Below are 13,949 nucleotides of genomic sequence, written 5' to 3'. Positions count from 1 at the left end.
GTTGCGGCCAAACTAGCCGCAGATGTCTTTCCTGAGCGAGCCAAAAACGACATCCGCACACCCGTATGCGTTAGGAATTTCCGCAGGTGGCGTCCACACACCGCATTGTTTCCGCTGAGAGACTATGGGCTAATGAGGCGGAACTCATCTCATAAAAAGGCATAATCATGATCTGGTTTTCAGTTGCAACGATTCTCCCCGTGATGCTTTTGGCGCTGGCCGGGCTTCAGGGTGGCATCTGGTGCCTCATGGCATTGCTGTATCTGACCTGTTTCACCTACTTGTTGGACCGCTTGATTAACGGGGCGGTAGCCAAACGCGGCCCGGACGGAGAGTTTCCGGCAGGTGAGGAATTGGCCTTGTTTCTTGGGGCGGCACATCTTGGGCTGATCGTCATTGCGATCTATGCCCTTAGCGGAAGCAACGACCTGGGGGCATGGGAGAAGATTGCCTGTTTCATCGCCTTTGGTTTGTTCTTTGGGCAGGTCAGTAACGCCAATGCGCACGAGCTGATCCATAAGCAGGCCCGATGGCCACGCCGTTTGGGCAAAGCAGTCTATATCTCGCTTTTGTTTGGCCATCATGCGTCTGCGCACCCTCGCGTGCATCATGTTTGGGCCGCCAGCGCGATGGACCCTAACAGCCCGACCTCTCGTCAGAGTTTTTATAAATTCTGGCCGCGCGCCTGGATCGGGTCTTTTCGCAAAGGCCTGCGGGCCGAAACCGAATTGCGCGCTAGAAGCAGTCGCAGGCTTAACCCATGGTCGCACCCCTATGTCGCTTATGTATTAGGAGGTATTGGCGTGGTGGTGCTGGCCGGTGTCTTGTTTGGTTCGAGCGGAGTACTGGCATTGTTTCTGCTGACCGGATACGCCCAGATGCAATTGCTGGTATCAGACTATGTGCAGCATTACGGCCTGCGACGTGCCCGGGGCGCAGATGGCAAATTGGAACCTGTCGGCCCTAGCCATAGCTGGAACGCGCCGCAGTTTTATTCCAGCGCATTGATGCTGAACGCGCCGCGCCATTCGGACCATCACATGCATCCCTTGCGCACTTACCCCGCGCTGGAGCTGGATCGATCCACGATGCCTTGCCTGCCACGCTCATTGCCGGTGATGGGCGCTTTGGCGCTCTGGCCACGGATGTGGCGACGGGTCATGGATCCCAAAGTGGCGGCATTGCGCGTATCTGCAAATTGAGGGTGGATTAGAATCCGGAATTTGGGGCAGCATGGTGTTATGAAAAAGCTTTTCCTTTTCCTTGCACTGGCAAGTTCGCCGGTTAGTGCAGAAAGCCCTATGTCGGCCGCAGATTTTGACGCCTACACCCAAGGTAAGATTCTTTATTTTGGGAACGATGGGCATAGATATGGCGTTGAGGAGTATCTACCGGACCGTCGCGTGCGATGGTCTTTTCTGAACGGACGCTGCAAGGACGGATTTTGGTACGAAGACGCCGAACACATTTGTTTTGTCTATGATGACAATCCCGAACCGCAATGTTGGCACTTTTTTGAACGGGGCAATAAGTTAAGCGCGCGTTTCAAATCTGATAGTGAAGCCACGGAGCTTTATGAAATTGAAGGCGACGGCGAAATGCTCTGTCTGGGTCCGGAGTTGGGTGTTTAGAAAAAGATTGGCAGAGACCTTGCCCCTCAGTTCATCTTTGCAAGGCCAAGACAATGTTCACTCCAGGATAATTGCCTCCATTTGGACGATGTCAGAACAAGCTTCCCTGGTCGGACGCGGCTGGTGGTTTTGGTGCCTTTTTAGGTATGGCTTTGGCGCCAAGTGTGATGCGGCCATCGGCAAACTGCAGCTCAATTTCCGAGGCTTTTGTGGCGCCCTTGGTGTCTGTTATGAGGGCACCATCTCCGCGCACAACCGCATAGCCACGGTCCAATGTCGCGTTATACCCCAGCGTCTCTCGCATTCGTTCCAAACCGGTGAGCCGGTCTTTCAAGGCTCCAAGTTTGCGGTCATAGGCGTCATTCAAGCGGCGCGCGAGATCGCCTGTCTTGTCTTTGCGCCGATGGATTTCCCGGTTGAGCGCCACGGGGCTAAGTCTGTCACTGCGACGCCCCAAAGCTTCCCGACGGGCTTCGATCATGCGTTCTAGGATGCTGGAGCGTAGTGACCCGGTGCGTTTACCCAGTTCAATTCGCCGATTTTGAACGCCGACTATTAAGGCTTGAGGCAGACGGTTTGTGGCATTGTCCAGCCGTTGCGATGGGGTTTGCAGCAAGGCATCCGCCCGTGGCAAAGCCCGCGAAAGATCGCGAAGGCGTTGACCCCGGCGCAAAATGCCATCGGACAGGGATCGGGTTAGGCGCGCGCCCTGTTCATCGGTCCACCCGAGAAGGTCCAACCGCACGGGCACCGCCATCTCGGCGGCGGCCGTTGGTGTTGGTGCGCGTTGATCCGACACAAAATCAATCAGCGTCGTGTCGGTTTCGTGGCCGACAGCCGAGATCAGTGGGATGTCAGATTCGGCCGCTGCGCGCGCGACGGCTTCTTCGTTGAACCCCCACAGGTCTTCGATACTGCCCCCGCCCCGGGCCACAATCAGCAGATCAGGGCGTGGTAAAGCGCCCCCCCGCGTCAGTGCGTTAAAGCCCTTGATGGCTGCGGCCACTTGCGGAGCACATTGTTCGCCTTGAACAGCCACCGGCCAAATTAGCACTTTGCGTGGAAAACGATCACGCAAACGGTGCAGAATATCGCGGATCACGGCACCTGAAGGCGAGGTTACAACGCCAATCACTTCGGGTAGATACGGCAAGGGGCGCTTGCGCTCTGGTGCAAACAGACCTTCAGAAGCCAGTTGTTTCTTGCGCTTCTCCAGCATCGCCATCAGCGCGCCTTCGCCTGCCACGGCGACGTCATCGACGTTGATCTGATATTTGGATTGCGAACCGAATGTTGTGAGCTTTCCGGTCACGATCACTTCCATGCCTTCTTCAGGCATGATCGACAGGCGCGACACCTGCCCTTTCCAGCTTACCGCGGCAATGACTGATCGGTCATCCTTGACGTCAAAATACAGATGCCCTGACCGTGCCAACATGACCCGCCCCACTTCACCACGCACGCGTACGCGGCCAAACGCGCCCTCAATCGTGCGTTTCAGCGCGCCGGAAATCTCGGAAACTGAAAATTCCGGGGCATTTTCGCCTTCAGCTGGAGAATCGATCAGGTCGGACATTTGGCCTCGCTTGTGGAACTGCTCGACACAGCTTAGAACGCCCGTGAACGAAGGCCAAGCAGAAGGGCGCACCCCATGAACATTCTCATTCTCGGAAGCGGTGGACGTGAGCACGCACTGGCTTGGGCAGTCATGCAGAACCCGAAGTGCGATAAGCTGATCGTGGCCCCCGGAAATGCTGGAATCGCCCAGATTGCCGACTGTGCCAGCTTTGATATCAACAGCGGAACTGCGGTGGTGAATTTCGCCGAAGAAAACGCCATCGACTTTGTCATCGTCGGGCCCGAGGCACCTTTGGCAAATGGCGTGGCAGATCGGTTGCGAGAAGCGGGTATTCTGACGTTTGGCCCCTCTGAGGGTGCCGCCCGTCTTGAAGCCTCGAAAAGCTTTACCAAAGAGATTTGTGACGCATCCAATGCGCCAACCGCTAGCTATGGCCACTTTACAGATGCAGAAGCCGCCAAAGCCTATATCCGCAACGAGGGTGCGCCGATTGTGGTCAAGGCTGACGGGTTGGCCGCTGGCAAGGGCGTGATCGTGGCGATGGACGTGCAAACTGCACTGGATGCGATTGATGACATGTTCGGCGGTGCCTTTGGTGGTGCTGGTGCCGAAGTCGTGATCGAAGAATTCATGGACGGTGAAGAAGCGTCGTTTTTTGTTTTATGCGACGGCAAAACGGCGCTGCCTGTAGGTACGGCGCAGGATCACAAACGTGTTGGCGAAGGTGATACTGGCCCCAATACGGGCGGCATGGGGGCCTATTCACCCGCGCCGGTTCTCACCGACGAGATTGCCCAAAAGGCGCTGGATCAAATTGTGCAACCCACCATTGACGAAATGGCCAAGCGTGGCACGCCTTACACTGGCGTTCTGTATGTTGGTTTGATGATCAAGGACGGTCAGCCGCGCCTTGTGGAATACAACGTGCGCTTTGGCGACCCCGAGTGTCAGGTGCTGATGATGCGTCTTGGCGCGCAGGCCATGGACCTGTTGCAGGCCGCCGCCGAAGAACGGTTGGCTGACGCAAAGGTTAACTGGGCAGACGATCATGCGATCACGGTTGTTATAGCGGCCAACGGCTATCCGGGATCATATGATAAAGGTAGCGTTATTGATGGGTTGAAAGATCTGCCAGAAGACAGCATGAACATGGTCTTCCATGCAGGCACCACAGCCAAAGACGGAGTGGTTACAGCGACTGGTGGGCGGGTTCTGAATGTGACGGCGCGGGGCGCGTCCCTGCAAGAAGCTTGCGACAGGGCCTATGCTATGGTCGAACAAATAGATTGGGATGGCGGATTCTATCGCCGGGACATCGGCTGGCGCGCGCTCTGATCCTTCCAACTTCTAGTTGGAACAGGTCGTGGCGGCTTTGGCGAGGCTCGATCTCCCCTGGAAAGATCCGATGTCTCGACTTTTGGTGCGTTTCCCATCAAACGTCGTGGCAATGATGCGCCCCCAGTCGGCGTTGACCGTAACAATTTCAGGCACAGCGCCACAGTCCCGGATACCCCCCGAAATGTAATCCTGCCCAATGCGATGATTGGTTAGGCCCGGTGTGTCGGAGAGATGCACCAATTTCCCCTCATCAAAGCGCCAGATTCGTAAGATGCGCGCCAAATGCGGGCGATCAATATAGGCCACCTCAATCTTACCATCGCCATCAAGGTCAGCAGCCCCCAAGGGGGCCAACCAGCGATGTGTTCGCCCAATATGCGGCGTCGCTGCGATCAGACCGTCTTCACCATAAATCGCCAAGCGGGCGCCTTTGGTCAGGCTGCTTTCAATGGTGATGATTTCCAGCGCACCGTCACCGTTCAGATCAATCAGGCGCGGTTCAAGGTCTTCAAACACGCTGGTTTCTGGCAAAGCCAGACGCAATCGACGTCCGTCTTGCAACTGCATCTCCAGAGCACCGTACTCAACCGCATCTCCCAAAATGCCGTGATCGTACCGTGTGGTTGGATCCATATAGCGCGCCGAGACAATGTCTGCCCAAACAGGGGCGGTCAGCGCGATCAATGCCAGCCAGACGCAGGCCCCTGTCCGCGCGCGGCGAGCACATGCCCACCAGAGGCGCAACACGAGACGCCGCGCCTCTGCCAGCATCAGATTTGCTTTTCGGGCATCTGAACGATCAGACCATCCAACGCGTCTGTCACTTTGACCTGACAGGTCAGGCGCGACCGGGCGGGATCGGGCTCATAGGCAAAGTCCAGCATATCTTCTTCCATGTCATCCTTGGCGGGCAGCTTCTCGGCCCAATCGGGATGGACATAGACGTGGCAGGTCGAGCAGGCACATGCACCGCCACAATCTGCTTCGATTCCGGGGATATTGTTGTCACGTGCCCCTTCCATCACAGTGAGCCCGTTGGCCACGTCTACCACGTGCTCGGTGCCGTTGTGTTCGACATAAGTGATCTTTGCCATGTCTTCGCACTTTCTTTGCAAGAGTTTTTCCCTAGGTAATCGCACCCAGTTTGTCCCGCCACCCCCTTTTACGACCGAACACGTATTATGTTGCGGCAAAACCCAAGTGTTCTATATTTGTTCTCATGAGCTTTGCCCTACACACGAACACTTGGCCCCGCCCGCCTTCGGCTTTGACCGCCGCACGCTTGGTCGAACCTCCAAACGGGGTCCGTGTCACAGTGGCCGGGCTGGTCATTCTGCGGCAAAGACCGGGCACCGCCAACGGTGTGATTTTCATCACGCTTGAGGATGAAACCGGCGTGGTGAACGTGATCGTTTGGCGCAAACTTTATGAACATTTCCGCCGTGCTGTGATCTCAGGACGGCTACTGCGGATCACCGGGCGCATCCAGCGCGAGAACAACGTCACCCATGTGATTGCCGAAAACGTCGAAGATATTTCGTCGTTGCTAGACAGCCTACTGACCCCGCCAGCGCCATAGTGCTTTTGGAAATGCGGAAAAGCAGGTAGAACACCCTCAATACCCAGAGCGATACCGCCCGAGGCCCGAGCATGACACTGCCTATTCACAGGTTCCGAACATTGACCTGCGCCCTGCCAATAATCTGGCTGGCAGCCTGTGATCCTACGAATATGCCCGCGCCCGATCTTGGCGCACTTGCCGAACCTGACGTGGTGCGTAGCACCGCCACAAACGCGCCGCCCGGTGCCAGCCCGGGTACCTGCTGGGGACGCGAAGTCAGCCCCGCCACAATTGAAACCGTCACCGAACAGGTGTTGATCCAACCGGCCGAAGTTCTGGCAGACGGCACAGTCATCAGCCCCGCGATTTACCGCAGTGAAACCCAGCAACGCATCGTGGAAGAACGCCGTGAAATCTGGTTTGAAACTCCTTGTGACAGTGTCTGGACCGAAGAGTTCACGTCCACATTACAACGCGCTCTTAAAGCTCGCGGGCTCTACACGGGCACGATCACAGGCACGCGGGATAAACGAACCCGTGCTGCGATCCGGCGGTATCAGGCCCCTCAAGGGTTGAACAGTTCGATCCTGTCTTTAGAGGCCGCAAGGCAATTGGGATTGGTGGCCGTAGAGCGTGAAGGATGACATATCTTCTGAGCATTTCTAGGTACAGCCGCAACGAGTGGCGATTTTGCGCCCTCAGCTTCCAAAACTGATTCCGCAAAAAAACTGACAGAATGGGCCACCTGCGAATTTGGTACCAGGCGTATTGAAAGCGAAACTCAACTCTGCATCCGAACCTTGGTATGTTCGCTTACCAGCCTCTCCCTATTGAAGATGAAGAATAGCAGAAAGAATATGCAGCTAAAGGGAAAGAAGCTCTCTTTCGTTCTTCAGTTGCCGTGTTATTTTTCTTTTGCGGGTGCAAACCCTGACGCAACCCGCCATGTTTGCGCACCGCTAATGAAGTACGAAGCAAAAATGTTGGGGTGGGAGGGTGACGAAGTTAAGGGAATTTCAGGGCAACTTTTTGATCAAAGTACCGCATAAAGCGCATTGTGGTTGCAATTCAGTTGAAAAGGTCATCGCCATATGCCCGCTTCACCTGTTCCCTTTGAGGAATACGGCGTTTGCCAAATGTTGGCTTTCGCAAGTTTCCGCCCGCGAACGCCCCCCCAACCGAACCACTACGAAAAGAAAAAGGCGCCCGAATGGGCGCCCTTCTTTCATTCACATTTCAAAGATCACTCTTCGATATTCAGGGCCACAAACCTTGGCTCGCCGCCGCGGCGCACCAGCAACAACAGGGACTTGCGCCCAGCTTCCTGCGCTTCATCGATCCGGGTTTCCAGATCCTCCACGGTTTTCAGCTTTTGCTGGCTGGCTTCGGTCAGAATATCTCCGGCCCGCAAGCCCTTGTCGAAAGCCTTGGAAGCTTCATCCACACCGGTCACAACCAGCCCGACAGTGCCCGCATCTGCGCCCAGTTCTTTGCGCATCGCATCCGTCAGCGGTGTCAGGGTCAGCCCCATAAGTTCCTTTTCCATCGGTTCTTGCGATGGCTGATCCGGCGTGGCGGCACCCGCATCATCTGCAGTCTCGCGGCGTCCCAAGGTCACCATAAGGGTCTGGGTCTTGCCATCGCGCAGCACCACAATGCGCACACCTTTGCCAACTTCGGCATTGCCAACTTCACGTACAAGGCCGCGCACGTCTTCAACGTCTTTGCCGTCAAAGCTAAGGATTACATCCCCAGCCAACAGACCGGCCTCTTTCGCAGGGCCTTCGGGCACATCTGTGATCATGGCACCCGCGGTTGAATCCAGCCCATCAATTGCATCGACCATGTCTTCACCGACGTTCTGAATGCGCACACCCAACCAACCCCTGCGAGTCTCGCCGTATTCCTTCAGTTGATCGACAACCTTCAAAACAACATTGGATGCCATCGAAAAGCCGATGCCGATTGATCCACCATTAGGCGACAGGATGGCCGTATTTACGCCGACAACATCACCATCCATGTTGAACAGCGGGCCACCCGAGTTGCCCCGGTTGATGGCTGCGTCGGTCTGAATGTAGTCGTCATAGCTGCCTGAAAGCGCACGGCCACGGGCCGACACGATTCCGACAGAAACCGAGAACCCCTGCCCCAACGGGTTACCCATTGCCATGACCCAATCGCCCACGCGGGCAGTGTCACTATCGCCAAAGCTGACAAACGGCAATGGCCTGTCAGTTTCGACCTTAAGCAAGGCAATGTCAGTGTTGGGATCTTTGCCAATCACCTTCGCCGGCAGTTCATCACCCGAGAAAAACTCAATCATGATTTCATCTGCACCGTCGATGACGTGGTTGTTGGTGACGACATAACCGTCCTCGGAAATCACAAAGCCCGATCCCAGCGCCGAGGTGCGACGCGGCTGATCCCCTTCTTCACCCTGATCCTGAAACTCGCGGAAAAAATCTTCAAAGGGCGACCCTTCGGGAACAATCCCGTGTGGGGCCGTACGTCCTGCGACGACGGTTGAGGTTGTGATATTCACAACGGATGGGCTAATTTTTTCGGCCAGATCTGCAAAGCTCTCGGGGCGTGCCTGTGCTACCAGCGTTTGCGCCAAAAGCAGCAGGACCGCCAAAGTGGGAATCCACAGTGCCCGGATTTGCGCCACCGAATAGCGCGGTATTGCGATTGCCTGAGTACTCACTCTCATAATCTCCTGTATTTTTTGAACCGGCCGATACTCACACATCTGGCCAGCCTTGCATGACAATGCATGTAGGAAGCATCTTGTGCAACTCAACGTCTATCGCACGGCATCAACCGGACGTGATGAGAATGTGAGAATTGTTACGCACCAAGCTGCTTGGCGAGCCAGACAAGCGCCAACCCTAAGGCCATTGCAGCCAAACCCAATGTCCGACGCTGGCTTTCTGGAATCGCGCGCAAGGCCTGAAGCATCTGCTCCACAAGCGAAGGGGCCAGTGCATACACCAGCCCCTCAATCACCAGCACAAGGCCGATGGACAATAACGCAACCCCGATCATCGATCGGGAGTGCTTGATTTCAGGTAGTTAAAGAAGTCGCTGTCCGGCGACAGAACCATGGTGGAATTGCCTTCGAGCAGCGCACCACGGTAGGCCGCCAGTGACCGGTAGAATTCAAAGAACTCAGGATCAGCACCAAAGGCATCTGCAAAGATCGCGTTGCGTTTTGCGTCAGCTTCACCGCGAATGATCTCGGATTGACGGTTCGCATCTGATTCAAGTTCAACCACAGTCCGGTCGGCCAGCGCGCGCAAACGTTGGGCGGCTTCTTCACCACGTGCGATCTCGTCTGCGGCCTCGCGTTCACGTTCTGCCCGCATCCGCGAGAAAGTGGCTTCCAAGTTGGCTTGCGGCAAGTCAGTACGTTTCAGACGCACGTCAATCACCTCAAGACCCAGCGCGTTTGCCTCAGTGATCGCCGCATTGCGAATGCGGAGCATCAAAGCGGCACGATCCGTAGACAAGATATCATTGGATGTCACCTGACCCAGAACTTCACGAGTCTGAGATCTCAGGATGTTGTCCAGACGTTGCTCCGCCTGTTGCACACCACCGGTACCAACAGCCTGACGGAACTGGACCACGTCAACAATCCGGTAACGCGCAAAGGCGTCAACGATCAAACGCCGGTCATCCGACGGTGTAATCTCGAGCGGGCCAACTTCACGGCTGAGAATACGGTCGTCATAAGTAACAACTTCTTGGATCAGCGGTATTTTAAACGCCAAGCCAGGGGCTTCCTTAACGGACACAACCCGACCAAACTGCAAGACTAAAGCCTTTTCGCGTTCATCCACGATAAACAACGACGACAATGCTGCAATTACGACCAATACGAGGACGGGCAGAATGTAAGTTGCCTTTCTCATTGCTTCGCCCCCTTATTCAGTTCGTTTAGCGGCAGATAGGGTACAACGCCCTGCCCACTACCGCTTTCATCAAGGATCACCTTGTCCACACGACTCAAGACTTCTTCCATGGTTTCAAGATACAAACGCTTACGGGTCACTTCCGGAGCTTTCTGGTATTCGGTCAAAACCGCCGAAAAACGGCTGGCTTCACCTTCGGCTTCGTTCACGACTTTGGCGCGATACCCTTCGGCTTCTTCCAAAATCTGTGCGGCTTCACCGCGCGCGCCCGCGAGTTTGCGGTTGGCATACGCGTCTGCTTGTTTCTGCAGGCGATCGCGTTCTTGCGACGCAGATTGCACTTCGCGGAAACTATCTTTTACCGGTTCGGGAGGATCAGCACCATCAAAGTTGACCCGGACGATAGTCACACCCGAGTTATAGCTATCAAGTGTCATCTGGATCAGCTCTTGCAGACGATCCGCAATCACACCACGATCTCTGTTCAGAATTGGTGCCAATTCGGATTGCGCGATAATTTCTCGCATCGCTGATTCTGAAACAGCCCGGATCGTTTCTTTGGGATCACGCAGGTTGAACAGATACTGTGACGGATCGTTGATGTTCCACACCACCTGAAAATCAATGTCGACGATGTTTTCATCACCTGTCAGCATCAGCCCGTCTCCGGAACGTCCACTTGCCGGGATATCCTCAGTTTGTTCGCGAGTCACTGGAATGACCTCGGCTGTGACCAGCGGCCAAGGCGCAAAGTTCAGGCCTGGACTACCGGTTTGAGAGTATTTGCCAAGAAACAGCTCGACCGAAAGCTCTTCAGGTTTAACCGAATAAAAGCTCGCCGCACCCCATCCGATAATCGCGACCAGAGCACCAATTGCAAAAGTGCCCTTGCCAATGCCGCCACCCGATGGGCGTTGCCCACCTTTCTGGCCACCATTGCCACCACCGCGACCGCCCATAAGAACGCGCAGTTGGTCCTGGCCTTTTTTCATAAGCTCATCAATGTCAGGGATTTGCGGCCCGTCATCTCCGGGCCCACGGCCTCCACCACCGCCATTATTGCCGCCGCCGTTATTGCCGCGGTTTCCACCGCCGCCTTGATTTCCGCCGCCGCCCCAGGGGCCGCCACTGTTACCTGCCATAAAGGTTCATCCCTTTCATCATCACGCCTTGGCCTGCACCATAAACTGTGCAGACCCTGAAGAAAATCAACCCGTACGGGTTGGAGTTTTCATTGTCACTATCTCTTCCGACATTGTCGGGTGCACCGCCACGGTGCGATCAAAGTCTTCTTTGGTGGCACCCATTTTCACGGCGATACCCGCCAACTGGATCATTTCGCCTGCGCCCGGTGCCACAATGTGACAGCCCAGAACCTTGCGGGTTTTCTGGCTAACCACTAGTTTCATCAAGACCCGTTCACTGCGTCCGGCAAAAGACTGCTGCATGGGTTTAAAGCTGGTTGCGTAAACCTCAATTGGCTCTTGCTCACGGGCATCTTCCTCGGACAGTCCGACGGTGCCGATTTCAGGCTGCGTGAAAATCGCTGTCGGGATCAATTCATGATCGGGCTTGGTCGGGGTGCCTTTGAACACGGTTTCCACAAAAGCCATGCCTTCGCGGATTGCCACCGGTGTGAGGTTCACACGGTCTGTCACATCGCCCACTGCGTAAACAGACGGCACGGCGGTCTGACTGTAGTCATCCACGATAACCTCACCTTTGCGACCTATTTCAACGCCAATCTCTTCCAGCCCCATACCTTCAGTGTTGGGCGAACGGCCAGTAGCGAACATCACGTGATCAAACAGGCGTTCATCGCCGTTGGTTGCCTTGACCCAGACTTTGTCACCCTCTTTGCGCATCTCAAGCACATTGGTTCCCAAATGCAGATCGATACCCTTCTGGCACATCTCTTCGCTCACCAGGCCACGTGCTTCGTCGTCAAAGCCCCGCAAAATCTGAGCACCGCGATAGTATTGCGTCACTTTCACACCAAGGCCGTTCAGAATACCGGCAAACTCAGACGCAATATATCCACCACCCACAATCAGAATCGATTCGGGCATCTTTTCCATATGGAAGATATCGTTGGACGTGATGCCAATCTCGTCGCCGGGAATACCCGGCAGGACCGGACGACCACCCATTGCCAACAGGATGTGTTTGGCGGTTTTACGTGTACCATCGGCCAGCTCGACCGTGTGCGCGTCCGCCATCTTGGCACGCTGGTCAAAAGTTTCGACACCGTTGTTCTTCAGAATGCCACGATAGACATTCTCCAGACGGTCCAGCTCTGCGTAAAGCTTTGTGCGAAACGCATCCCAGTCAAAAGCACCGGGCTTGATATCCCAGCCATATGCCTGTGCATCTTCAACGATGTCTGCATATTCACTGGCAAACACCATGAGCTTTTTGGGCACACAGCCCCGGATCACGCAGGTTCCGCCATAGCGGTCTTCTTCTGCTAATGCGACACGCGCACCTTCTTGTGCCGCAACACGCGCAGCCCGAACCCCACCGGAGCCACCGCCGATGACAAATAAATCATAGTCGAAATTCATCTTACGCCCTTAATCTACCAGATCAGCAAAGAGATTGTCGGATTCTGCAAAATCCAGCATACTCTCTTCAATTGTCCCGGCGTTGATGTCACGCACTTCTACGCGTCCATCCCCAAAACCGACAACAACTGCATCACAGATATCGATGAACAAGCCGTTTTCAACCACCCCAGGCATTTGATTGAGCACCAAAGCCATCTGGCGCGCATCACCAATACGATTGAGATGCAAATCCAGAATGTGATTGCCTTCGTCCGTAACAAAGGGACTGTCGTTGTTCATGCGCAGCGTCGATTTCCGCCCCAGCACATCTAGGCTGACCAGGGTCTCTTCGATCAGAGCTTGCGTTGTCTGCCAGCCGAACGGAATAACTTCCACCGGAAGCGGGAATGCTCCAAGAGTTTCGACCTCTTTACCGACATCCGCAATCACAACCATTTGGTCTGAGGCTGTTGCAACAATCTTTTCCTGCAGCAACGCACCGCCACCGCCTTTGATAAGGTTCAGATCGCGATCGAACTCATCAGCACCATCAATAGTGACATCTAACCAGCGTGCTTCATCGAGGCTGACAACTTTGATGCCAACCTCCTGAGCAAGTTGCGCAGTGCGTGTCGATGTTGGCACGCCCTGAATGCGTAGACCTTCATCGCGCACCATTTCGCCCAGGCAACGCACCAGCCAGGCCGCGGTTGAACCGGTCCCCAAACCAACACGCATCCCGTCTTCGACGTATTCTGCAGCCTTCTTGGCAGCAACAAATTTTGCCTTGTCGATCGGTGACAACTCTCCGGTCATGCTGCGACTCCCTCATTCTGTTAGAAAGGTTATAGGAAAGTTGTGCGCCTAGGGCCACGGGAAATCATCGCCTGTGGTCGCTTCTAATGCCGCTTTAGGGTCTCAATCACTTTATTCATCAAATTCACGAACATCTCGGTCTCTTGCGATGTCAGGTCTGACGTGGCGATGGCGTTCACTTTTTGCGCGCGCTGAAAGGCGATTTCGAGCCGGCTGCGCCCCTTGTCCGTGACGAAAATGCATTTGGCGCGCCGATCCGCATCACTGATCGCGCGACGAATCAGGCCATCTCTTTCCATTCTGGCCAGAGTATTCGCCATGGTTGCCTGTTCAACCTCCAGCCGTTCGACAAGTTGGCGTTGGGTCAGTCCATCCCGTTCTGCCATCTCTGCCAAAACCATGAATTGCGCAGGTGCAAGCCCCAGATCGCGCACTTCATGCTGAAGCCTCGCAGCAAACTTACGCGCCATCAGATTGGCCAGAAATCCAGCCGAGTGCATTTTTGAAAAACTCATGTGCGCAAATATGCAATTGCATAGCGTGCTATTCAACATCTATTTA

Annotated in this window: 15 protein-coding genes; 5 read left to right on the top strand and 10 right to left on the bottom strand. The window is 55.2% G+C overall.

What is annotated here, in order from left to right:
* The first annotated feature begins 167 nt into the window (after nt 1–167).
* Nucleotides 168–1,202, top strand: coding sequence for an alkane 1-monooxygenase (locus BUC32_RS02560; RefSeq protein ID WP_073249070.1), 1,035 nt, complete (start codon nt 168–170; stop codon nt 1,200–1,202).
* 99 nt (nt 1,203–1,301) lie between these two features.
* The gene (locus BUC32_RS02555; protein ID WP_407695238.1) at nt 1,302–1,631 is read left to right on the top strand and encodes a hypothetical protein; all 330 of its coding nucleotides are present in this window, start codon (nt 1,302–1,304) and stop codon (nt 1,629–1,631) included.
* Between the two features lie 91 nt (nt 1,632–1,722).
* Here BUC32_RS02555 and xseA read toward each other — a convergent pair whose 3' ends face one another.
* The gene (gene xseA / locus BUC32_RS02550; RefSeq protein WP_073249067.1) at nt 1,723–3,207 is read right to left on the bottom strand and encodes an exodeoxyribonuclease VII large subunit; all 1,485 of its coding nucleotides are present in this window, start codon (nt 3,205–3,207) and stop codon (nt 1,723–1,725) included.
* A gap of 75 nt (nt 3,208–3,282) precedes the next feature.
* Between xseA and purD the strand changes: the two genes are divergently transcribed.
* Nucleotides 3,283–4,545 (top strand): phosphoribosylamine--glycine ligase, encoded by a 1,263-nt coding sequence (purD, locus tag BUC32_RS02545; RefSeq protein ID WP_073249065.1) that lies wholly within the window; start codon nt 3,283–3,285, stop codon nt 4,543–4,545.
* A gap of 12 nt (nt 4,546–4,557) precedes the next feature.
* On the opposite strand, the gene BUC32_RS02540 is transcribed toward purD, so the two are convergent.
* Together BUC32_RS02540 and BUC32_RS02535 are read right to left on the bottom strand one after the other, a co-directional pair.
* Nucleotides 4,558–5,319 (bottom strand): FG-GAP repeat domain-containing protein, encoded by a 762-nt coding sequence (locus BUC32_RS02540; protein WP_073249063.1) that lies wholly within the window; start codon nt 5,317–5,319, stop codon nt 4,558–4,560.
* A complete protein-coding gene (locus BUC32_RS02535; protein WP_073249061.1) occupies nt 5,319–5,642 on the bottom strand; it encodes a 2Fe-2S iron-sulfur cluster-binding protein in 324 nt (107 codons plus the stop codon). Before BUC32_RS02535 ends, BUC32_RS02540 begins: the two co-directional genes overlap by 1 nt.
* A gap of 125 nt (nt 5,643–5,767) precedes the next feature.
* Here BUC32_RS02535 and BUC32_RS02530 point away from each other — a divergent pair, with 125 nt between their 5' ends.
* Entirely contained in the window at nt 5,768–6,127 is a 360-nt protein-coding gene (locus BUC32_RS02530; protein WP_073249059.1) for an OB-fold nucleic acid binding domain-containing protein, read from the top strand.
* 71 nt (nt 6,128–6,198) lie between these two features.
* Nucleotides 6,199–6,753, top strand: coding sequence for a peptidoglycan-binding domain-containing protein (locus BUC32_RS02525; protein WP_073249057.1), 555 nt, complete (start codon nt 6,199–6,201; stop codon nt 6,751–6,753).
* Nucleotides 6,754–7,352: 599 nt separating this feature from the next.
* Here the strand turns inward: BUC32_RS02525 and BUC32_RS02515 are convergent.
* The 7 genes from BUC32_RS02515 to BUC32_RS02485 all read right to left on the bottom strand — a co-directional run bounded on the left by BUC32_RS02515 (nt 7,353) and on the right by BUC32_RS02485 (nt 13,903).
* Nucleotides 7,353–8,822, bottom strand: a complete 1,470-nt coding sequence (locus BUC32_RS02515) for a Do family serine endopeptidase (RefSeq protein ID WP_073249262.1) — start codon at nt 8,820–8,822, stop codon at nt 7,353–7,355.
* Nucleotides 8,823–8,959: 137 nt separating this feature from the next.
* Entirely contained in the window at nt 8,960–9,157 is a 198-nt protein-coding gene (locus BUC32_RS02510; protein WP_175556878.1) for a DUF2065 domain-containing protein, read from the bottom strand.
* A complete protein-coding gene (gene hflC / locus BUC32_RS02505; RefSeq protein WP_073249053.1) occupies nt 9,154–10,026 on the bottom strand; it encodes a protease modulator HflC in 873 nt (290 codons plus the stop codon). Before hflC ends, BUC32_RS02510 begins: the two co-directional genes overlap by 4 nt.
* Nucleotides 10,023–11,168 carry an FtsH protease activity modulator HflK gene (gene hflK, locus BUC32_RS02500; protein WP_073249051.1) on the bottom strand — a complete coding sequence of 382 codons (1,146 nt, stop codon included), beginning with the start codon at nt 11,166–11,168 and terminating at the stop codon, nt 10,023–10,025. The genes hflC and hflK overlap by 4 nt, the downstream gene beginning before the upstream one ends.
* A gap of 66 nt (nt 11,169–11,234) precedes the next feature.
* Nucleotides 11,235–12,590, bottom strand: coding sequence for a glutathione-disulfide reductase (gene gor / locus BUC32_RS02495; protein ID WP_073249049.1), 1,356 nt, complete (start codon nt 12,588–12,590; stop codon nt 11,235–11,237).
* A 9-nt stretch (nt 12,591–12,599) separates the two neighbouring features.
* Nucleotides 12,600–13,388 (bottom strand): ribose-5-phosphate isomerase RpiA, encoded by a 789-nt coding sequence (rpiA, locus tag BUC32_RS02490; protein WP_073249047.1) that lies wholly within the window; start codon nt 13,386–13,388, stop codon nt 12,600–12,602.
* Between the two features lie 83 nt (nt 13,389–13,471).
* Nucleotides 13,472–13,903, bottom strand: coding sequence for a MarR family winged helix-turn-helix transcriptional regulator (locus tag BUC32_RS02485; protein ID WP_073249045.1), 432 nt, complete (start codon nt 13,901–13,903; stop codon nt 13,472–13,474).
* Nucleotides 13,904–13,949: the final 46 nt, after the last annotated feature.

Source organism: Shimia gijangensis, assembly GCF_900142085.1.
Lineage (GTDB): Bacteria > Pseudomonadota > Alphaproteobacteria > Rhodobacterales > Rhodobacteraceae > Shimia > Shimia gijangensis.
Note: the sequence above shows the minus strand (reverse complement) of the source record. Positions and strands in the feature narration are given on the sequence as shown.